Origin of the sequence: Streptomyces sp. NPDC048420 (assembly GCF_040651535.1) — a bacterium.
Lineage (GTDB): Bacteria > Actinomycetota > Actinomycetes > Streptomycetales > Streptomycetaceae > Streptomyces.
The window spans coordinates 1-21,396 of the sequence record NZ_JBEZKG010000002.1 but is presented as its reverse complement, the minus strand read 5'-3'; the positions used below and the strand labels follow the sequence as shown (position 1 = coordinate 21,396).

Below are 21,396 nucleotides of genomic sequence, written 5' to 3'. Positions count from 1 at the left end.
TTGCCTTCCCGGTTGGCCCGGACGATGCCGGGTCTGTCGTGGCCGGCCCCACATCGGTCACCGCTTCGAGAGAGCCGTATCCGGATTGCCGTAGTACGCGTCGGGGCCGTGTTTGCGGGTGTAGTGGCGCTCCAGGAGGTGGGCGGGGGGTGGTGAGGTCGGGGACAGGGACAGGGTGTGGAGGGCGATGTCGGCGACGGCTTCGCAGATGATCGCGTGTTCCAGGGACTTGCGGGCGGTGGTGCCCCAGGTGAAGGGACCGTGGTTCGCGACGAGGGCGGCGGGGACTTCGGCTGCCTTCTGGTCGTCCTCCTCCAGTAGGTCCACGATGACGCGGCCGGTGTTGTACTCGTAGTCCTTCGCGCACTGCGCCGGGGTGAGGTCCCGGGTGACGGGGATGGGGCCGTTGAAGGTGTCGGCGTGGGTGGTGCCCAGGACGGGGATGTCGCGGCGGGCCTGGGCGAAGGCGACGGCGTGGGTGGAGTGGGTGTGGGTCACGCCGCCGACGGACGGGAACGCCAGGTACAGGCAGCGGTGGGTCTCGGTGTCGGTGGAGGGGCGCAGGTCACCGGCGACCACCGCCCCGTCGGACAGGCGGACCGTCACCAGGTCGTCGATCGTCAGGTCCTCGTAGGGCACCCCCGAGGGCTTGATGACGAACACGCCCGCCTCGCGGTCGATTCCGCTCACGTTGCCCCAGGTCAGGGTCGCGAGGCCGACCTGGGGTATGGCGAGGTTCGCCTCCAGTACCTCCCGGCGCAGGCCCTCCCGAACAGTGGTGGTCATCGGTCGTTCTCCTTGAGTGCGGGGATGGCCGTCACAGGGCCTGGGCGAGGCGGTGGTAGGCGGCGTTCCAGCGGATCTCCTTGCCGAACTGCTCGGTGCGGGTGTTCTCGTCGATGGTCAGGAGTTCGACGCCGGTCATGGCCGCGTAGTCCGTCAGGGTCTCCAGGTCGACCGCGGAGGTCAGGACGGTGTGGTGCGGGGCGCCTGCCAGCAGCCAGCTCTCCGCCGACTCCGCGAGTGAGGGGCGCGGCTTCCACACCGCGCGGGCCACCGGCAGCCTGCGCAGGGGCTCGCTGGGGGCGACGACGTCGACGGCGTTGGCGGTCAGGCGGAAGCGGTCGCCCAGGTCGGAGAGGCCGACCACGACGGCGGGGCCTTCGGCCGCGTTGAAGACCAGGCGGACGGGGTCCTCGCGGCCGCCGATGGACAGCGGGTGGATCTCGCAGCTGGGCCGGGCGGCCGCGATCGAGGGGCAGACCTCCAGCATGTGCGCGCCGAGGACGCGGGGTGTGCCGGGGCCCAGGTGGTAGGTGTAGTCCTCCATGAAGCTGGTGCCGCCGGGCTGTCCCTGGCCCATCACCTTCAGCACCCGCAGCAGGGCGGAGGTCTTCCAGTCGCCCTCGCCGCCGAAGCCGTACCCGTCGGCCATCAGCCGCTGGACCGCGAGGCCGGGGAGCTGGCGCAGCCCGCCGAGGTCCTCGAAGTTGGTGGTGAACGCGGTGAAGTTGCCCTCGGTGAGGAAGGTGCGCAGGCCCAGTTCCTGGCGGGCGGCGTACAGGAGGGAGTCGTGGCGGATGCCGCCGGGGCGCAGGGCCGGGACCACGTCGTACAACTCGACGTACTCGGCGGCCAGTTCGGCCGCCGCCTTGTCCTCGACCGCGTCGACCACGGCGACCAGGTCGTTGACACCGTAGGTGTTCACCGAGAACCCGAACCGCAACTGCGCCTCGACCTTGTCGCCCTCGGTCACGGCCACATCGCGCATGTTGTCGCCGAAGCGGGCCAGGCGCAGGGTGCGTGCGGCATGCCGGCCCACGGCCGCCCGCGCCCAGGCGGCGACCCGCCGCACGACCCGCGGGTCAGTGGCGTGACCTGCGACGATCTTCCGGTCGACGCCGACCCGGGACTCGATGTGGCCGAACTCGCGGTCCCCGTGGGCGGCCTGGTTGAGGTTCATGAAGTCCATGTCGATGCTCGGCCAGGGCAGCGACAGGTTGTACTGGGTGTGCAGGTGCAGCAGGGGCACGTCCAGGGCGGACAGGCCCGCGATCCACATCTTCGCCGGGGAGAAGGTGTGCATCCACACGATCACGCCCACACACGTGTCGGAGGCGGACGCTTCCTGGCACAGCCTGCGGATCGCGTCGGCGTCGGTCAGGACCGGCTTCCACACGACCCTGACCGGGATCTTCCTGCCGAGGGTCTCGGCGATGCTCCGCGACTGGTCGGCGACCTGGCGCAGGACGTCGTCGCCGTACAGGCCCTGACTGCCGGTGAGAAACCAGATCTCCTGGTCGGGATAGGGGGTGGTGTTGGTGTCCATGAGGGTGGGTCCTTTCAGGAAGAGGCTTCGGCGCGCAGAGCGCGCAGACGGTGCATGACGTCGTTGGTGCCGCGGCCGAAGTAGTCGTGCAGCACCCGGTATTCGGCGTACAGGCGCTCATAGGCCGCCGCCCGCTCCGGGTCGGGCAGGTAGACCCCGCGGTGGACCTTGCCCATGGCGTGGGCGGCGGCCCGGATGTCCTCGTACGCCCCGGCGGCGACCGCCGCGTGCATCGCCGCACCCAGGGCGGGGCCCTGGGCGGAGCCGATGACGCCGAGGGGACGGCGGGTGACGTCGGCGTAGATCTGCATCAGCAGCGCGTTCTTCGTCAGCCCGCCCGCGATGATCAGCTCGTCGACCGGTACGCCGGCCGTCTCGAACGCCTCGATGATGGTGCGGGTGCCGAAGGCGGTCGCCTCCAGCAGCGCCCGGTAGACGTCCTCGGGGCGGGTCGACAGGGTCTGGCCGATGAGCAGGCCGCTGAGGTCGTGGTCGACCAGGACGGAACGGTTGCCGCTGTGCCAGTCCAGGGCCACGAGTCCGTGCTCGCCGACCTTCTGCCGGGCGGCCAGTTCCGTCAGGTACTCGTGCGCGGTCTGCCCGGCCGCCGCGGCCTTCTCGGCGTAGTCCGCGGGGAAGCCGGTGCGGACGAACCAGCCGAAGATGTCGCCGACGCCGCTCTGTCCGGCCTCATAGCCCCACAGGCCGGGCAGGATGCCGCCGTCGACGACCCCGCACATGCCGGGCACCGTGCCGAGCTGGTCGGAGCTCATCACATGGCAGGTGGAGGTGCCCATGATGGCGACCATCTGGCCGGGCTCCACGGCCGCGGCCGCCGGGGCGGTGACATGAGCGTCGACGTTGCCGACGCAGACCGTGATGCCCTCGGGCAGTCCCGTCCAGGCGGCCGCCTCGGCGGTCAACGTCCCGGCCGGGGCGCCGAGTTGGCCGATGGGCTGGTCCAGCTTGTCGGTGACGAAACCGGCGAAGTCCGGGTGCAGGGCGCCCAGATAGGCGGGTGACGGGTAGACGCCGTCCTGGTACTGGCCCTTGTAACCGGCGGTGCAGGCGTTGCGGACGTACGTCCCGCACAGCCGCCACACGATCCAGTCGGCCGCCTCCACCCACCGCTCCGTGCGGTCGTAGACCTCCGGATCCTCCTCCAGGAGCTGAAGCGCCTTGGCGAACTCCCACTCCGAGGAGATCTTCCCGCCGTACCGCGCCAGCCACGGCTCCTTCATCTCGGCGGCCAGCGCGTTGATCCGGTCGGCCTGGCCCTGGGCGGCGTGGTGGCGCCACAGCTTGACGTAGGCGTGGGGGCGGTCGCTCAGACCGGGCAGCTCGCACAGCGGGGTGCCGTCGGCGAGCGTCGGCAGCACCGTGCAGGCGGTGAAGTCGGTGCCGATGCCGATGACCTGCTCGGGCGCCACTCCGGCACGGGCGAGGGCCTCGGGTACGGCGATGCGCAGGACATCGATGTAGTCCGACGGGACCTGGAGGGCCCAGTCCGGGGGGAGACGGGTGCCGTCGGGCAGCTCGCGGTCCAGGACCGCGTGGGGGTAGACGTGCTCCGCCGACGCGAGCTCCGCGCCGTCGCGGACGCGGACGACGACGGCACGGCCGGACAGCGTTCCGTAGTCGACGCCTACGACGCAGGGTTCCTCGGGCATGGCGGGCCCACCTCTCTTGTTCGGTATTGCGATCACTGTTCGGGATCTTGGGCAGAAGATCGGGGGCCCGGCCTGAACCGGGCCCCCGGGTGGGTCAGTTGACCCGGACGACCTGCCACAGTTCGTCATCGGCGCCGTTGTCCGCCGACTGGACGATCAGCGCGCCGTTGGCGGTGGAGGCCGAGGCGACGTCCGCCACCAGGCCGCTGCCGGAGTTGACGAGCTTGTAGTAGCCGCCGCCCGCGTCCGTGAGCGTCCACTTCTGGGAGCTCGCGGTGGAGGAGGCGTTCTGTACGACGGCCGCGCCGGCCGAGGTCGAGCCGTTGCTGTCGAGGAACAGACCGCTGTTGACGTTCTTCACGGTCCACGCCCCGCCGCTCTGCGACTGGAAGGTCCACAGCTGGCAGTTGTTGGCGGTGTTCACCCACTGGCCCGCCTGCTTGCCCGTCGCGGTGGAGGCGCCGGGGATCTCCAGGAACTTGCCGCTGTTCTTGTTGACCAGGCGGTACTGGCCGGTGGACAGAGTGGGCAGGGCGGTCTGGGTGAGGTCCCAGCGCTGGCAGGCGCAGCCGGTGTCGGACCACTGTCCGGCGGCGGTGCCGACGGTGGTGGAGGCGCTGGGGATCTCCAGGTACTTGCCGCTGATCCGGTTGGTGGCGGTGAAGCCGCCCGCCGGGTTCGGGGCGATCGCCCACTCGTGGTCCAGGGTGCCGTTGTCGTCCCACTGGACGACCTTGGCGCCGTTCGCGGTGGACTGGTTGGTGACGCCGAGGACCTTGTTGCTGGCCACGTTGAAGATCTTGAAGTAGCCGGAGGTCTGCTGGACGAACTTCCACTGCTGGTCGGTGGCGTTGTCGGCGTTCTGCTGGGTGGCGCCCACACCGTTGGTGGTGGAGCCGCCCGCGATGGTCAGCATCAGGTGGCTGTTGGCGTTGGACATGGTGTAGGTGGCACCGTCCGAGATGCCGCCGCCCAGGTCGATCGTGCCGTAGGTGATCGGGTTCAGGCCGGTGCTGGTCAGGTGACCACCGCTGAGGACCAGCAGGCTGTGGCCGTCGGCCAGCGGGAGCAGGCCGCGGCTGTAACCGCCGGGGACCGTGGAGGCGATCCGGGTCCAGGTGTTCGCGGCGCCGTTCTGGGTGTTGAGGAACAGGTCGTCGCTGCTGTTGGCGCTCACCACGAGGGTGCCGTTGGCGCCGCCGGTCGGCAGCCAGGTGATGTACGGGGAGCTCTTGGGCTGGGTGCCGTCGGTCGCCTTGAGCGGGATGGCGGTGGCGGAGCCGAACGCCTCCGGGTTGGAGGAGATCTTGTAGTAGACGGCGAAGCCGCCCTCCGGGGCGCCCCAGAACTCGTACGTCATCACGTAGTTGCCGTTGGGCAGCTTGGCGATCACCGGCATGCCCGGACGGTCACCGTAGGTCGAGGTGGCGACGTCGTTCACCACGGAGCCCCAGGTCAGGCCATCCGTGGAGGTCTGGTGGACGATCTTCTGGCCGTAGCTCGGGTCACGCTGGTCGGAGTAGTACACGATCAGCTTCGAGCCGGACACCATCAGGAACGGCTCCCACACCGGGGTCTTGCCGTTGGTGGGGTCCGCCTCGCCGCCGGTGGCGATGGTGCTGACGAACGACCAGCTGACGCCGTGGTCGGTGCTCGCGTACAGGTCCAGCTCGGTCGAGGAGAGGTCGTTCGGGATGGAGTTGCCGGCGGCGAGGATCGTGCCGGCCGGGAAGTTGCCGATCTGCGTGGGCAGTTCGTACAGGAACGGCTGGTAGCGGTTGCCGAAGCCGTTGTGGGTGTCGCTGATGCTGGAGATCTGGCTCCAGCTGTTGCCGTTGTCCGTGCTGCGGTAGATCGGGAAGACGGGGGTGCCCGAGCTGTACTGCTCGAAGGTGGCGAGCAGGGTGCCGTTGGACGATCCGCTGTTCTGCAGGCGGAGGGCGCGCGGGTAGAGCGAGCCGGGCGAGGGGGCGTTCGACGGCGGGGTGTACATGGTCTGCGAGGCGCGGGAGATCGCTTGCGCCTGGCCGGAGGTGGGCAGGACGAGGGCGACGGCGGCTGCGAGCAGGGCCAGCAGCAGCGTGATCGCCTGGGTGCGGGGTATGGCGCGGTGTCCTGCGCCTTCCCTGGTGGTGGACATGGGCGGCTCCCAAGAGATGTCCGGGAAGAGGGGGATGGTGCGGGGCCCGCCGCTCCCGGGGAAAACGGGGGGAGACGGGAGCGGCGGGTGTCGGAGGGGAAGTCGTCAGCCGGCGCGGCGCAGCCGGACGACGTTCCAGGAGACGGGCGGCAGGCTCGCGGTGAGCCGCCCGTCGGTGATGGCACCGGTGTCGGCGGCGTACGGGCGGACCCGGTCGGGGTCGTCCTGGGTGTTGGTGGCGCGGATGTCCGGGTCGCTCAGCACCGCGTGCTCCACCGGGACGTAACCGGGGAACGCCCGCAGGTCCAGGGCGAGTTCGACGTTGTCGCTCTGGTGCCGGTTGATCGCGAAGACGGTGAGCTCGTCGCCGTCGTGGGTGGCCACGGCGTCCACGACGGAGACCTCGCCGAAACGTTTCGTCTCATAGGTCGGCGCGACCGGCTCCACCCGCAGGACCGTGCCGCGGGCGTGCCGGGCGGCCTGGGCGAAGGGGTGGAAGGTGGTCTGCCGCCAGCTCGGGCCGCCGGGCTCGCTGCGGATGGGGGCGATGACGTTGACGAGTTGGGCGAGGCAGGCGGCGGTGACGCGGTCGCTGTTGCGCAGCAGGCTGATCAGCAGCCCGCCGACCACCACGGCGTCGGCGACGTTGTACTCGTCCTCGATCACCCGGGGCGCGACGGCCCAGTCGGTGGGCTTCTCCTGCGCCTCGAAACGGGTGTTGTACCAGACGTTCCACTCGTCGAAGGAGAGGTTGATCCGCTTCTTCTTGCGCTGCTTGGCCCGGATGTGGTCGGCGGTGGCGACCACCGACTCGACGAAGTGGTCCATGTCGACCCCGGAGGCCAGGAAGCTGCCGAGGTCGCCGTCGAGCTCCTCGTAGTAGGCGTGGCAGGAGATGTAGTCGACCTGGTCGTACGCCTCCTCCAGGACGGTCGCCTCCCAGGCGCCGAAGGTCGGCATCGAGGAGCTGGAGCTGCCGCACGCGACCAGTTCGAGGCCGGGGTCGACCATGCGCATGGCCCGGGCGGTCTCGGCGGCGATACGGCCGTACTCCTGGGCGGTCTTGTGGCCGGTCTGCCAGGGGCCGTCCATCTCGTTGCCCAGGCACCACATGCGGATGCCGAAGGGGTCGGTGGCGCCGTTCTTGATGCGCTGGTCGGACCAGGCGGTGCCGCCCGGGTGGTTGCAGTACTCCAGCAGATCGAGGGCCTCGGCGACGCCCCGGGTGCCGAGGTTGACGGCCATCATCGACTCGACGCCGGCCTTCTCGGCCCAGCGCTGGAACTCGTGCAGGCCAAACGCGTTGGTCTCGGTGCTGTGCCAGGCGAGGTCCAGGCGGGTGGGGCGGTCGGCGACCGGGCCGACGCTGTCCTCCCAGCGGAAGCCGGAGACGAAGTTGCCGCCGGGATAGCGCACGGCGGTCACCCCCAGCTCGCGCACCAGGTCCAGGACGTCACGGCGCAGGCCGTCCTCGTCGGCGAACGCGTGGCCGGGCTCGTAGATGCCGGTGTAGACGCAGCGGCCCATGTGCTCGACGAACGAGCCGAAGGTACGGGGACTCACGTCGGCGACGCGGAAGGCGGGGTCGACGGTCAGGGAGGCGTGCAGCATGGAGGTCGCTCCGGGAGGTGCGCGAAGGGGGGAGGGGCGAGAGGCGAGGGGCTGGGCTTACTTGAGGCTTCCGACGGTCAACCCGCCGCGCCAGTAGCGCTGGAGGAGGAGGAAGGCGACGATCAGCGGCAGGACCGCCACGAGGGAACCCGCGATGACGAGCGTGAACAGGGTGTTGGCGCCGGACTGGACCAGCGCTCCCTGGTACCAGGACTGCAGGCCCACGGTCAGCGGGAACAGCTTGTCGTTGTTGAGCATGACCAGCGGCAGGAAGAAGTTGTTCCAGGTGCCGACCATGGAGAACAGCAGCACGGTCACCAGCGCGGGCTTCAGCGTCGGCAGCGCCACGTTGAACAGCACCCGCAGCTCACCGGCCCCGTCCACCCGGGCCGCCTCGAGGAGCTCGTCCGGCAGGGACTCCTGGACGTACACCCGGACCAGGTAGACGCCGAACGGGTTGAGCAGCGAGGGCAGGATGACCGCCCACATGGTGTTGGTCAGCGCCACCTTGCTCAGCAGCAGATAGGTGGGGATGGCCAGCGCGGTCGCCGGGACCATGATGGCGCCGAGCAGGCTGGAGAAGAGCAGGTTGCGGCCCGGGAAGCGGTACTTGGCGAAGGCGTACCCGGCGAAGGTGGCCACCGCGGTGGCGCCGACCCCGCTGACGCCCGCGTAGATCGCGGTGTTGCCCATCCAGCGCAGGTACTCGCCGTCGTTGTACGTGAACAGCTGCTGGAGGTTGGTGAAGAAGGCGCCCGGCGAGTGGAACCACAGGGCGGCGGTGGAGAACAGGGCGTCGTTGTCCTTGGTGGCGGCGACGACCAGCCACCAGAACGGCATCAGGAAGTACAGGATCATCGCCACCATCACCGCGTTGACGGTGACGCGCCCTCGGACGGAGGACGTACGGCGGGACGCCGGGGCGGCGACGGCGGGGGCGGGGACAGCGGCGGTGGTCACTTCAGTCCGCTCCTTTTGCGTGCGGCGAACAGGAAGATGTAGGAGCCGATGAAGACCACCGCTCCGAGCGAGAAGGAGATGGCGGCGGAGTAGTTGAACTCCGAGTACTGGAAGGCGAGGTTGTAGGCGTAGAGGTTCGGCGTGTAGTCCGGGGTGATCACGGAGGACGCCGTCGGCTCCAGCACCCGCGGCTCGGTGAAGAACTGCAGGGTGCCGATGATGGTGAACATCAGCGTGAGCACCATGGCCGAGGAGATCATCGGGATCTTGATGCGCAGGGCCGTCTGGATCTGTCCCGCGCCGTCGAGCTTGGCCGCCTCGTAGACCTCGCGGGGCAGGCCCTGTAGCGCGGCGTACAGGACGATCATGTTGTAGCCGGTCCACTGCCAGGTCACGATGTTGCCGAGCGAGGTCAGCATCAGGCTGTGGCCCAGCAGGTCGATCTTCCCGGTGCCGAGGGCGTGGCTGAGGGAGTTCACCGGGCCGAAGGTGGGGCTGTACAGGAAGCCCCACATCAGGGCGCCGATCACCGCGGGGACGGCGTACGGCATGAACAGCGTCATCCGGAAGACCTTGGCGAGCTTGCTGGAGACCTCGTCGATGATGAGGGCGCCTAGCAGCGCGAGACCGAGCATGACTGGGATCTGCACCAGGCCGAAGAGCGCCACGCGGCGCACACCGGACAGGAAGTGCGGGTCGCTGAAGGTCTGCTGGTAGTTGGCGAACCAGCTGAAGTGGTCACCGCCGACCAGGGTGGAGGTCCTCAGGCTCAGCCAGAAGGCGTACGCCAGCGGGGCCACCAGGAAGGCCGCGAAGAGCAGCCCGAACGGGGTGATCAGCAGCAGGCCCATGGCCTGGTGGCGGGCGTGGGCGGACTGCCGTCCGTTCCGGCGACCCGCGCCCGATCCGGTCACAGGGGAGCGAAGTCCCTTCTTGCGGACGGTACTCGGGGGCGCGGCCGTCGCGGGTCCCTGCTGTCGGAGCAGGCTCATCACATCTCCTTGCGCGTCTTGCGGAACCCCCGCCGGCGGGCGGTGCGACGCGCGGGCGCCGGCGGGGGCAGTGGGGGAGTCGGGGACTCGGGCCGGTTACTTGCTGACCTTGAATCCCTGCTTGGCCGCGTAGGAGCTCACCTGGTCCTGGACGTTGTCGTTCACGGACGACCAGTCGGTCTGACCCTGGAGGGCCTTGCCCACCTCACTGGTGTCGGTGTTGTAGGCGAAGTCCTGGAACGGGCTCCAGTCGAAGGCCCCGATGCCGTTCGCCGCGGGCACGAACACCTTGTTGATCTGCTGGCCGCCGAAGAAGTCGTACTTCTTGTTCTTGAAGTACTCGCTCTCGAGGGTCGGGGTGGCCAGCGGGAACAGGTAGGCCTGGTCGATGCCGATCTTCCAGGCCGCCTCGGAGGTGCCGAAGAGCTCCCTGGCGACCTGGGTGGCCTCCTTGGGGTGCTTGGTCTGCGTGGTCACCGAGAAGCTCGAACCGCCCCAGTCGCCCTGGGCGTTGCCGCCCGCGGTCCACTGCGGGAGCGGGGCGACCCGCCACTTGCCCGCGGTCTTCTTGGCGACGCTGGAGAGGTAGCCCGGACCCCAGCCGGCCGCGATGTAGGTGGCGTACTTGCCGGTGCTGAGGCCGTTGTAGAAGTCCGTGGTGGCGTACGACTGGGTGTCGACCAGCTTGTTCTTGACCAGGTCGCCCCAGTAGTCGTAGACCTTCTTGGCGTTGTCGTCGTTGAGCTTGACCCCGATGTCCGGCAGCTTGCTCGCCGAGTAGGTGTAGGGGCGCGAGCCGGCCTGCCACATCAGGCCCTGGCGCCAGCCGGCGGCCGTCTCGTCGCTGCCGAAGTCGGTCATGTACGCGTTGGGGTCGGCCTTGTGCAGCTTGGCGGCCTCCTCCTTGTACTCCGCCCAGGTCGTCGGGACCTTCAGGTTGTACTTCTTGAAGAGGTCGGCGCGGTACATCATCGCCATCGGGCCGCCGTCGACCGGGATCGCGTAGACGTGCTCGCCGTCGGAGGCCTGCTTCCAGGCCCAGTCGACGTAGTTGCCCTTGTCGTCGTTGGCGCCGTACTTGCCCATGTCGAGCAGGCCCTTGGTGAGCTGGATGGTGGGCAGCTCCTGGAACTCCAGCATGACGACGTCGGGGGCGCCCTGGCCCGCCTTGAGCGCGGTCTTCAGCTTGGTGTACTCGTCCTGGCCGACGCCCGCCTGCACCCAGTCGACCTGGACGTCCTTGTGGGTCTTGTTGAACTCGGCCACGACCTGCTTGAACTGCGGGTACCAGGCCCACACCTTGATGTGCACCGGGCCGCTGCCCGTGGCGCCGCTGCCGCTGCCGCCGCCCGACCCGCAGGCCGCGAGGAGCACACCGGCGAGGGCGGCGGAGGTCGCCGCGACCGCGGTCCGACGCAGCGAACGGGACGTGGGCTTGCTGATGGAGGACATGAGCGATCTCCTGGGTGTGGTGCCCGAGGGCAGGGCAGGGCTGGGGAAGACAAGGCGGAGGGACGCCGGACACACGGAGGTCCGTCGTATACGGGCCGGGGCGTGCGGCACCGCGGCTCGGTGAGGGGGGACGTCGACGGGCGCGGGAGGGTGGGCGCGGGTGACGTCGGTGAAGTGAGCGACAGCTCGGTGATCAGCGCGGGGGCGCTGTCAGACCACCATGAGTAAAGAGCGAAGCCCTGTCAGGCCCGGTGCGGCTCCCGGCCCCTGCGTGGTGGCTCTTCCCACTGCGGCTCCTACGATCCGGTCCGCGACGCGGTGACGTCACGGTCCCTGGGTTCCCGACCCGGCTGGATCAGGCCCCCTTCTGCTACGCTTTGCAGCGCTGCAAAAGTGTTAACCGAGAACTTGCCGCGCTGCAAGGGGTAACTCGAAGGAAACTTTCAGCGCTGAAAGCGACATCCGGGATGAAGGTGGCATATGGCTAAGGGCGTCACGCTCCGCGACGTCGCGGCGCTCGCCGGCGTCTCCAGCCGGACCGTGTCCAACGTGGTCAACGGCTACGCGGCGGTCTCCGATTCCATGCGGGCCCGGGTGCAGAAGGCCGTCGACGAGCTCGGCTACCAGCCCAACGTCCTGGCCCGCAACCTCGCCTCCGGCCGCTCGGGCCAGATCGCGGTGGTGGTGCCGTACCTGGACACGCCCTACTTCGCCGAACTGTCCCAGGGCATCATCCGGGCGGCGCGGGTCCAGGGGTACAACGTCCTGATCGACCAGACCGACGGCGACGCGGAGCACGAGAAGACGTTCCTCAGCCGCGGCTCCCAGCAACTGCTGTTCGACGGCGTCATCTTCAGCCCGCTGGGACTGGCCCAGTCCGACCTGGGCGAACGCGACGCGACCCTCCCGCTGGTCGTGCTCGGCGAGCGGGTGAGCGACGGCGGCTTCGACCACATCGGCATCGACGACGTCACCGCCTCCCGGGAGGCCACCGAGCATCTGCTCGGCCTCGGCCGGCGCCGCGTCGCCGCGATCGGCGACCAGCCCTACCGCACCGGTGAGGCGGCCCAACTGCGCACCCAGGGCTACCGGTTGGCCCACGAGTGGGCCGGGATTCCCGTCCGCGAGGAACTGGTCATCTCCACCCCGCGGTTCAACCGCTCCGACGGCGCCAGCGCCATGGCCCACCTGCTCGACCTGGAGGAACCGCCCGACGCGGTCTTCTGCTACAGCGACCTGGTGGCCCTGGGCGCCCTGCACACACTGGCCGCCCGCGGGCTGCGCGTCCCCGAGGACGTCGCCGTCGTCGGCTACGACGACATCGAGGACGCCCGCTACTCGAACCCGCCGGTCACGACCATCTCCCCGGACAAGAAGATGATCGCCGAGACGGCGGTCGAGCGACTGCTCAAGCGGATCCGCAGCTCGACCCATGTGCCCGGCATGGAGATTCGGGCTCCGCATCGGCTCATTGCGCGGGCCAGCACGATGGGGCGGCAGGCGATGGGCGCGGCAGACGGAGTGTGAGCATTCGGAGGGTTGCGGCGGAGCTCGAACATGGCCGAAACCGGGGTCCCGTATCGGCATTCCCTCGGAGCACACTGGCCACGCAAGTTGCTTGAGAGTTGGACAACCCTTCGATCCTTCGATTGATTGGCAGACGGCATGCGCCTCACGTCCCCCCACGGCCGCACGCGCCGCACGGCCCGTTCCGCTTCGTTGGCCGCCCTGTTCGCCCTCACCGGCGCCACCGCCCTTGTCGCAGCGCCCACCGCGTCCGCAGCCCCCACGGCCTCCCTCACCGCCGACGTACCGCTGGCCGCCAGAGGGGCCGGCAACTCCGTCGTGTACTTCGGCAGTCTCCGGATCGACGACGGCACCTCCGTCACCTGCCTGAGCGGGTGGGGCGGCGGCACCACTTCCGGCGGCAACGGCCGGATCATCTTTGCCACCGACTACAAGATCACCCCGGGCGCCACCTACGGCATCTCCGCCTGGGAGAGCGGCAACTGCGACGCGCCCGGGTATACCCAGTCCCTCGGCGGCGTGACCGTCAAGCCCACGGCGGCGGACTTCTCCAACGGTGTGTACACGGTCAGGATCCCCTAGAAGGCCAGGACGAGCGAAGCGGTCCTGACCGGGGTGCGGCTGTGTGTGGCTGCGCTTGCGTCGGTGGGAGGTCGGCTTCCGGCTGTCACTCGGCATCGACTCCGTGGCCACGAGCGACGCCGTCCGCCCCTCCCCGGCCGAGTGCTCGGCGACGACCATGGCTCGGATAAGGGAGGGCCGCAGTCCAGGAGGCCGTGCGGCACCGTCGGCAGAGCAGCAACGGCTCACCCATGAAACCAGCCCCAGGCCACTGACCTCCGGTCTTAAGGGCACGCCATGGGCACGCCCTCGGTTCGGAGGGTGCCAGAGAGCCGGCGCCAGCTCGCGCAGTCGATGACGCGCGGCCTTCGGCAGAACCTGTGACCACTGGCGGTCCTATCGGCTCGGCGCGGCCGACACCCACCGGTCGGGCGATGGTCTCCACCGCAAGACGAACTTCCGATCACTGACGGGGCAGGGACGACGATTGCTTTGACTTGACCGCTCGGTGACACTGCAGCCGCTTAGATGTTGAGCCCGCTCCGCGAGACCCGGGGGAGATGTGCGGATACATCAATCCGGTACATGGACTACTCTTGGTACATGCCCATGAAGCGCACGAACGTCTACGCGGACCCCGAAGACCTGGCGATCATCAAGGAGGCTGCCAAGCGCCGGGGGATAAGCGAGGCCGAGATCATCCGCCAGGGCATCCATCTCGCGGCCATGGCAAATCGGGTCTGGGACGAGCCGCTGTTCTCACGCACCTTCGAGGGGCCGGGGCGCACGCCGTCCACGTCGGAGGTCCGCGACACGGTGGCCGATGCCGTCCGGCGTGAGACCGGCCCGGGTTCCGGATCCGCCGCGTGATCATTGTCATCGTCGATACGTCCGGCCTTCTGGCAGCGCTGGACTCGGCTCATCCGGAACATGGGGCGGCGAACGAGGCGATCATGGCGGCGGGCCTGCTGGTCATGTCCCCGCTCCTGCTGGCCGAACTGGATCACGTGGCGACGCGTGAGCTCGGCAGGGAGGCCGCCCTCAGCGCGGTCGACGACCTGCGGCGCTGGATGAGCCGGGGCCGTGTCGTCCTGCCGGAGATCACGGAGGACCGCTTGGGCGCGGCCCAGTCCGTCCGTGTCCGTTACCGCGCGCTGGACCTCGACCTCGCCGACGCGGTGAACGTCGCGCTCGCCGCCGACTACGACACGGACGCGATCCTCACGCTGGACCGACGAGACTTCCGGGCCGTACGCCCGCTGGGCCGTTACAAGGCGTTCCGGGTACTCCCCGACGACCTCCCGCTCTGACCCAGGACGCAGGACGGGTGTCCACCAGTGCCAGAACCGTGCCTACGCCGCGCATGCCGTCCCCCTGGGGGCCACAGGCCCTGTCGGACCTGACGGAGCCGCCATGGCTCCTCCGCCGACCAGACTTCCCGGCACACCGCGTTCACCCTATCCGCCCGCCCGACGTCAAGGCAGTGTCAAGTTCCCCGCAGCGGACGCCAAGGAAGCGCTAACGAACGCCCCGGCCGGGCCCCGAAGGCGCTTCGGTAGGAAGAGGCAACCCGCCTTCTGCGGGAGTTGAGCCAGTGAGCGGAGCGCGTCGGCGGCGATGAGTGGTGACGTACGGCCCGGACGACTGAAGGTCTACCTCGGGGCTGCTCCGGGTGTGGGCAAGACCTGTCGGATGCTCGACGAGGGGCGCGCCGTGCCGCCCGGGGCGCGGACGTGGTGGTCGGCTTCGCCGAGTGCCATGACCGGCCGCGCACCGAGGCCATGCTCGACGGTTTGGAGGTCGTCCCCCGGACCCGCTGCGACTACCGCGGCGGACAGTTCGAGGAGATGGACCTCGGCGCCCTGCTGGCCCGTCGGCCGCAGTGCGCCGGGTGTAGAGGTGCGGGGCGAGCGGGTGCCGCGCCGCCGCGGGGCGCGGGCGCGCCATGCAGTCGTTCGGCTGCGGCGCCACCGTGGTTGGTCGCGCCCGCGGTGGCAGCCGCACATCGGCACAGCCCCGCGCGCCTTCGGGGCGTCGAGGACCTGCGTCGTCACTCCAGCCCCGACGCCCTGAACACCTCGCGGGCGGTCTCGTGGTCGATGCGCCGGGCGAGGCGGCGCAACGCGGTCGCCCCGTACAGCAGCGTGCCGCCCGCCGCCGACTTCCGGGCCCCTGCCTCCAGCCGGAGCCACAACCGCGGGTTCCGTACGAGTACTTCGGGGTCGATCTCCACCTGTCCGCCGAGCGCGTCCCGCAGCAACAGCCGCTGCGAGATGCCGTCGAGGCAGCGCACGGACACCAACAGGTCGGTGCGGACCCGGCGTTCGCGCAGCAGCCGACGGATCGAGAGCCAGTCCGCGCCGACCCGGACGCGGGCCGGACACAGCACGAGGAAGAGCAGCAGCGCCAGGCCGAACCACAGCGTGCCGCGTCCGAATGTGAGTCGGTCCGTCCCCCAGTCGAGCAGAAGCAGCAGGACCAAGAGCACTCCGGCGCAGCGCACCGAGTCCCGCACGTCCTGTGCCCAGCGGAGGTCGTGCGTGCTGTCGGCGAGTTCGCGCGCACCGTCGCGGCATCCCATGACGGCGACCGTAAGGATGCGGAAGGCTCGTTCGCCTGCCTTTTGACGCGACTCTGATGTCTCTGTCACGTGTGTCACATACCCGTCAAGGACCCGTCAAAGTCGGCCGGTTCAGCGCGAAGGAGACGCCAAGAGACGTCGGATCCGGCCGGAAACGGTCACACCCTGAGTGCACCGCGCACGCCTCTGCCCTCATGCGCGGCACAAAGGAAGAAGGAGCACGCACCGATGTCCGTCCTGACCCACGAGCCGGGCGCGATCCCCGCCGACGAGGAGCCGCCGGATACCGGCGAGCGGCATCGCCTCACCGCATTGACGGGCCTGGCCGCCCTGTCCCTGGACGCGATGGCGTCGGTGGCGTACGGCCCTGAGGCGATCGTGCTCGTGCTGGCCGCCGCGGGCGCGCACGGCCTGGGTTTCACCCTGCCGGTCACGCTGGCCATCGCCGCACTGCTCGCGGTGCTGGTGGCCTCGTACCGTCAGGTGATCGCGGCCTTCCCGGACGGTGGCGGTTCGTACGCCGTCGCCAAGACGCACCTAGGGGCGCGCACGAGCCTGGTCGCGGCCGCCTCGCTGGTCCTCGACTACGTCCTGAACGTGGCCGTCGCCGTCACCGCCGGCGTGGCCGCGCTGACCTCTGCCTTCCCCGGCCTCTACGACGACCGGCTGTGGCTGTGCCTGGTGGTGCTCGTGCTGATCACGGGCGTCAACCTGCGGGGAATCGTCGAGTCGGCCAGGATCTTCATCGTGCCGACCGTGGTGTTCGTCGGGTCGATCCTCGTGCTCATAGCCGTGGGCCTGTTCCGGTCCGGGCCGGTGAGCACGGCCACCGCCGACGGGCATGCCTCCGCGCTCGCCGACAACGCCACCACTGTCGGCGCCCTGCTGTTGCTGAAGGCCTTCGCCTCCGGGTGCGCCGCGCTCACGGGAGTCGAGGCCATCGCGAACGCCGTCCCGTCCTTCCGCGTCCCGCGTGCCAAGCGGGCCCAGCGCGCGGAGGTCGCCCTCGGGGCGGTGCTCGGTGTGATGCTGATCGGACTGTCGGTGCTGATCGGCCGTTTCCACCTCCAGCCGGTCGACGGCGTCACCGTCCTCGCCCAGCTCGCGGACGCTTCGCTCGGGCACAACTGGGCTTTCTACGTCATCCAGTTCGCGACGATGATCCTGCTCGCGCTCTCGGCCAACACCTCCTTCGGCGGTCTGCCGGTGCTGTTGAAGCTGCTCGCCCGCGACAACTACCTGCCGCACGTGTTCGCGCTGAAGGCCGACCGGCAGGTCCACCGGCACGGGGTGCTCGCCCTGGCCGCCGTCTCCGCCGCGCTGCTGGTGTTCTCCGGCGGCGACACGAACACCCTTGTGCCGTTGTTCGCCATCGGTGTCTTCGTCGGGTTCACGATCGCGCAGGTCGGAATGGTCAGGCACTGGCGGGCCGAGCGCGGCACCGGACGGCGCGGCAAGGCCCTCCTGAACGGCTTCGGGGCCGGGCTCACCGGCGTGGCGACGGTCGTCGTCACCGTGGAGAAGTTCGAGGAGGGCGCCTGGCTGGTCGTGATCGCGCTGCCGCTGCTGGTCGCTGCCTTCGTCGCCGTCCATCGGGCCTACGGGCGGATCAGCGAGCGGCTCGGTCTGGGGCGTATCCCCGAGCCTCCGCACCGCGAGCGTTCGCTGGTGATCGTGCCCGTGTCCTCGCTGTCCCGGCTGACCTCCGAGGCTCTCACCGCCGCCGCCTCCCTGGGCGACGAGGTCCGCGCGGTCACCGTCTGCTACCCCGATCCCGAGGACCGGGCCGCCCTGCACGCCCTGGAGCGCTCCTGGGCCGAGTGGGACCCCGGAGTACCCCTCGTGCGGCTGTCGTGTGGGCGGCGCAGCCTGGGCCGCCCCATCGCCGCCTACGTCCGCGAGGTTGCCATGGCCGAGCCCGCCACCCGGGTGACGGTGCTGATCCCGGAGGCGGAACCGGAGCGGCTGTGGCAGCGGCTGCTGCAGAACCAGCGGGGGGCGGTCGTCGCCCATGCCGTACGGCGGGAGACGGACGCCGTCATCTGCCGACTGCGGTTCCGCCTGATGTGAGGGTTGCGGAGGGCTGGGCCGTAAGGGGCCCGTCAAAGGTGTGGGGGCCGCCGTAAGGGACTCGTCAACGGCCGACCGATTCCGGCCGGGGGCGGGGTTTCCTCTGTCTGTCCGATTCTCTTCCGAACCTCTTCTAGGAGTTCGCGATGGCCGACCTGGCCTTCGTCGTCACCACGATCGCGGTCTTCGCGCTGGTGGCCCTCGTCGCCAAGGGGGTGACGAAGCTGTGACCGCCGAGAACATCGTCGGCCTCGTCGTGGCCGTCGCCCTGCTGGGCTATCTCGTCCTCGCCCTGATCTTCCCGGAGAGGTTCTGAGACACAGATGGGTCCCGTACTCGCCGGCGTCCTCCAGTTGCTCGCCCTCATAGGCGCACTGGCCCTCGCCTACGTCCCCCTCGGCAACTACATGGCCAGGGTCTACTCCACCGACAAGCACTGGCGCGTCGAGAAGTGGATCTACAAGGGCATCGGCGCCAACCCCGACACCGAGATGCGCTGGCCCGCGTATCTGCGCGGTGTCCTCGCCTTCTCCGCCGTCGGTGTGCTGTTCCTGTACCTGCTGCAGCGGCTGCAGGGTGTGCTGCCGGGCTCGCTGGGCTTCGCCTCCATCGACCCGGACCAGGCGTTCAACACCGCCGTGTCGTTTGTGACCAACACCAACTGGCAGTCGTACTACGGCGAGCAGGCCATGGGCCACGTCGTGCAGACCGCCGGGCTCGCCGTGCAGAACTTCGTGTCGGCGGCCGTGGGTATCGCGGTGGCGGTGGCGCTGGTGCGCGGGTTCGCGCGGTCCCGGACCGGTGAACTGGGCAACTTCTGGGCCGACATGGTGCGTGGGGTGACGCGGATTCTGCTGCCTGGCGCCTTTGTCGCGGCGGTCGTGCTGGTCGCCTGCGGTGCCATCCAGAACTTCTCCGGCATTCACGAGGTCGGTCAGTTCATGGGGGGCTCGCAGCAGTGGAACGGCGGCGCGGTCGCCTCGCAGGAGGCGATCAAGGAATTCGGTACGAACGGTGGCGGGTACTTCAATGCCAACTCCGCGCACCCGTTTGAGAATCCGACGCCCTTCACGAACCTGTTCGAGATCTTCCTGCTCCTGGTGATCCCGTTCTCCCTGACCCGCACCTTCGGCGTGATGGTCGGAAGCGTGAAGCAGGGGTACGCGATCCTCGCCACGATGGCGACGATCTGGGTCGGCTTCACCGCCCTGATGATGTGGACCGAGTTCGCCCACCACGGCCCGGCGTTGCAGATCGCGGGCGGGGCGTACGAGGGCAAGGAGGTCCGGTTCGGGGTCGGTTCCTCGTCGATCTTCGCGGTGGCGACGACGCTGACGTCGACCGGTGCGGTGGACTCCTTCCACTCCTCCTTCACCGGGCTCGGCGGCGGGATCACGATGCTGTCGATGATGCTGGGCGAGATCGCGCCCGGCGGTACCGGGTCCGGCCTCTACGGCATGCTGATCATGGCGGTCATCGCGGTGTTCATCGCCGGGCTGATGGTCGGCCGTACGCCCGAGTACCTGGGCAAGAAGATCGGCACCCGTGAGATCAAGCTGGCCGCCTGCTACATCCTGATCACCCCGGCTCTGGTGCTTGTCTTCACCGCTGCGGCGATGGCCCTGCCGACGCCCGGTAACTCGATGACCAACTCCGGGGCGCACGGGTTCTCCGAGATCCTCTACGCCTACACGTCCGCCGCGAACAACAACGGCTCGGCCTTCGCGGGGCTGAACGCGGACACCCAGTGGTTCAACACCACCCTGGGCCTGGCCATGGTCCTGGGCCGCTTCCTGCCCATGGTGTTCGTGCTGGCGCTGGCCGGGTCGCTCGCCGAGCAGCAGCCGGTGCCTCAGACCGCGGGCACCCTGCGTACCGAGAAGCCGCTGTTCACCGGGTTGTTGGTGGGCGCGATCCTCATCATCACCGGTCTGACGTACTTCCCGGCGCTCGCGCTGGGCCCGCTGGCCGAGGGGCTGGCGTCATGACCACCCGTACCGAAAGCAGCGAGATGTCCACTCCCACCCTTGCGCCCCACCAGGACGCGCCGACGGGTCACAAGGCTCCCGAGGGCCGTGTCGGCGCGGGCCTCTTCGATCCCAAGCAGCTGCTCAAGTCGCTGCCGGACGCCTTCCGCAAGCTCGACCCGCGGGTGATGGTGAAGTCGCCCGTGATGTTCGTGGTGTGGATCGGATCCGTCCTGACCACGGTGTTCTCCTTCAAGGACCCCGGTGACTGGTTCGGCTGGACCATCAGCGCCTGGCTGTGGCTGACGGTCGTCTTCGCCAACCTGGCGGAGGCCGTCGCCGAGGGCCGCGGCAAGGCGCAGGCCGACACACTGCGCAAAGCCAAGACCGACACCGTGGCACGGCTGGTGGACGGCACCGAGGTGCCGGGAACCGCGTTGAAGATCGGTGACCTGGTGGTCTGCGAGGCGGGCGACGTCATCCCCGGCGACGGTGACGTCGTCGAGGGTGTCGCGAGCGTCGACGAGTCGGCGATCACCGGCGAGTCCGCCCCGGTCATCCGGGAGTCCGGCGGCGACCGGAGTGCGGTCACCGGCGGGACGAAGGTCCTCTCCGACCGGATCGTCATCAAGATCACGACGAAGCCCGGTGAGACCTTCATCGACCGGATGATCAACCTCGTCGAGGGCGCGGCCCGGCAGAAGACGCCGAACGAGATCGCGCTGAACATCCTGCTGGCGTCCCTGACGATCGTGTTCCTGCTGGCGGTGGCGACCCTGCCGCCCTTCGCGGACTACGCGGGCACGCACCTGACGATGGTGGTGCTGGTCGCCCTGCTGGTCTGCCTGATCCCGACCACGATCGGCGCCCTGCTCTCCGCGATCGGCATCGCCGGCATGGACCGCCTCGTCCAGCGCAACGTCCTGGCCATGTCGGGAAGGGCTGTTGAGGCCGCCGGGGATGTGTCGACGCTGCTGCTCGACAAGACCGGCACCATCACGCTCGGAAACCGCCAGGCCGCCGAGTTCGTGCCGGTGGCCGGGACGAGCGAGGCCGAGGTGGCCGACGCCGCCCAGCTCTCCTCGCTGGCCGACGAGACGCCCGAGGGCCGCTCCGTCGTCGTACTGGCGAAGGAGAAGTACGGGCTGCGCGAGCGTGAGCTGGTCGGCGCCGAGTGGATCGCCTTCACCGCCCAGACCCGGATGTCCGGAGTGGACGTCGAGGGGCGCAAGATCCGTAAGGGTGCGGCCGGTTCGGTCATCGCCTGGGTGGAGGAGCAGGGCGGTGAAGTCGCCCAGGACGCACGGGGGTTGACCGACCGTATCTCCGAGGCGGGTGGCACCCCGCTGCTGGTCGCGGTCGAGGACGCCGACGGTGCCCGGGTGCTGGGGGTCATCCACCTCAAGGACGTCGTCAAGGAGGGCATGCGCGAGCGGTTCGACGAGCTGCGGCGCATGGGCATCAAGACCGTCATGATCACGGGTGACAACCCGCTGACGGCCAAGGCGATCGCCGAGGAGGCGGGCGTCGACGACT

The 21,396-nt window shown here is 69.5% G+C and carries 17 protein-coding genes and 1 pseudogene; 9 read left to right on the top strand and 9 right to left on the bottom strand.

Annotation, left to right across the window (positions count from 1 at the left end; translation table 11 throughout):
* Window positions 1-57: 57 nt before the first annotated feature.
* The 8 genes from araD to AB0D34_RS02725 all read right to left on the bottom strand — a co-directional run bounded on the left by araD (window position 58) and on the right by AB0D34_RS02725 (window position 11,154).
* Window positions 58-786: an L-ribulose-5-phosphate 4-epimerase AraD gene (gene araD, locus AB0D34_RS02760; RefSeq protein WP_362655454.1), complete on the bottom strand. Its 729-nt coding sequence runs from the start codon at window positions 784-786 to the stop codon at window positions 58-60.
* A gap of 31 nt (window positions 787-817) precedes the next feature.
* Complete coding sequence (gene araA, locus AB0D34_RS02755; RefSeq protein WP_362655451.1) at window positions 818-2,329, bottom strand: L-arabinose isomerase; 1,512 nt, start codon at window positions 2,327-2,329, stop codon at window positions 818-820.
* A gap of 14 nt (window positions 2,330-2,343) precedes the next feature.
* Complete coding sequence (araB, locus tag AB0D34_RS02750; RefSeq protein WP_362655448.1) at window positions 2,344-3,999, bottom strand: ribulokinase; 1,656 nt, start codon at window positions 3,997-3,999, stop codon at window positions 2,344-2,346.
* A gap of 94 nt (window positions 4,000-4,093) precedes the next feature.
* Window positions 4,094-6,139 (bottom strand): RICIN domain-containing protein, encoded by a 2,046-nt coding sequence (locus tag AB0D34_RS02745; protein WP_362655445.1) that lies wholly within the window; start codon window positions 6,137-6,139, stop codon window positions 4,094-4,096.
* Between the two features lie 105 nt (window positions 6,140-6,244).
* Complete coding sequence (locus AB0D34_RS02740) at window positions 6,245-7,750, bottom strand: alpha-N-arabinofuranosidase (protein WP_362655442.1); 1,506 nt, start codon at window positions 7,748-7,750, stop codon at window positions 6,245-6,247.
* 57 nt (window positions 7,751-7,807) lie between these two features.
* Complete coding sequence (locus AB0D34_RS02735; protein ID WP_362655440.1) at window positions 7,808-8,710, bottom strand: carbohydrate ABC transporter permease; 903 nt, start codon at window positions 8,708-8,710, stop codon at window positions 7,808-7,810.
* Window positions 8,707-9,702: a sugar ABC transporter permease gene (locus tag AB0D34_RS02730; protein ID WP_362655437.1), complete on the bottom strand. Its 996-nt coding sequence runs from the start codon at window positions 9,700-9,702 to the stop codon at window positions 8,707-8,709. The genes AB0D34_RS02735 and AB0D34_RS02730 overlap by 4 nt, the downstream gene beginning before the upstream one ends.
* 96 nt (window positions 9,703-9,798) lie before the next feature.
* Entirely contained in the window at window positions 9,799-11,154 is a 1,356-nt protein-coding gene (locus AB0D34_RS02725; RefSeq protein WP_362655434.1) for an extracellular solute-binding protein, read from the bottom strand.
* A gap of 480 nt (window positions 11,155-11,634) precedes the next feature.
* Between AB0D34_RS02725 and AB0D34_RS02720 the strand changes: the two genes are divergently transcribed.
* The 5 genes and pseudogenes from AB0D34_RS02720 to AB0D34_RS02700 all read left to right on the top strand — a co-directional run.
* Window positions 11,635-12,681, top strand: a complete 1,047-nt coding sequence (locus AB0D34_RS02720; RefSeq protein ID WP_362655431.1) for a LacI family DNA-binding transcriptional regulator — start codon at window positions 11,635-11,637, stop codon at window positions 12,679-12,681.
* A 138-nt stretch (window positions 12,682-12,819) separates the two neighbouring features.
* A complete protein-coding gene (locus tag AB0D34_RS02715) occupies window positions 12,820-13,263 on the top strand; it encodes a hypothetical protein (RefSeq protein ID WP_362655428.1) in 444 nt (147 codons plus the stop codon).
* A gap of 582 nt (window positions 13,264-13,845) precedes the next feature.
* Window positions 13,846-14,112 carry a CopG family transcriptional regulator gene (locus AB0D34_RS02710; RefSeq protein WP_362655425.1) on the top strand — a complete coding sequence of 89 codons (267 nt, stop codon included), beginning with the start codon at window positions 13,846-13,848 and terminating at the stop codon, window positions 14,110-14,112.
* The gene (locus AB0D34_RS02705) at window positions 14,109-14,552 is read left to right on the top strand and encodes a PIN domain-containing protein (protein ID WP_362655423.1); all 444 of its coding nucleotides are present in this window, start codon (window positions 14,109-14,111) and stop codon (window positions 14,550-14,552) included. The genes AB0D34_RS02710 and AB0D34_RS02705 overlap by 4 nt, the downstream gene beginning before the upstream one ends.
* Before the next feature lie 307 nt (window positions 14,553-14,859).
* Window positions 14,860-15,131, top strand: a pseudogene (locus AB0D34_RS02700) (histidine kinase); the annotation flags it as partial.
* Between the two features lie 161 nt (window positions 15,132-15,292).
* Here AB0D34_RS02700 and AB0D34_RS02695 read toward each other — a convergent pair.
* Window positions 15,293-15,823 (bottom strand): hypothetical protein, encoded by a 531-nt coding sequence (locus AB0D34_RS02695; RefSeq protein ID WP_362655421.1) that lies wholly within the window; start codon window positions 15,821-15,823, stop codon window positions 15,293-15,295.
* A gap of 228 nt (window positions 15,824-16,051) precedes the next feature.
* On the opposite strand from AB0D34_RS02695, the gene AB0D34_RS02690 reads away from it, so the two are divergent.
* The 4 genes from AB0D34_RS02690 to kdpB all read left to right on the top strand — a co-directional run.
* Window positions 16,052-17,893, top strand: coding sequence for an APC family permease (locus AB0D34_RS02690; protein ID WP_362655418.1), 1,842 nt, complete (start codon window positions 16,052-16,054; stop codon window positions 17,891-17,893).
* A 226-nt stretch (window positions 17,894-18,119) separates the two neighbouring features.
* Window positions 18,120-18,209, top strand: coding sequence for a K(+)-transporting ATPase subunit F (gene kdpF / locus AB0D34_RS02685; protein WP_016434100.1), 90 nt, complete (start codon window positions 18,120-18,122; stop codon window positions 18,207-18,209).
* 7 nt (window positions 18,210-18,216) lie between these two features.
* A complete protein-coding gene (gene kdpA, locus AB0D34_RS02680; protein WP_362655416.1) occupies window positions 18,217-19,881 on the top strand; it encodes a potassium-transporting ATPase subunit KdpA in 1,665 nt (554 codons plus the stop codon).
* A partial coding sequence (kdpB, locus tag AB0D34_RS02675) for a potassium-transporting ATPase subunit KdpB (RefSeq protein ID WP_362655414.1) occupies window positions 19,878-21,396 on the top strand: 1,519 nt, incomplete at its 3' end. The genes kdpA and kdpB, both read left to right, overlap by 4 nt.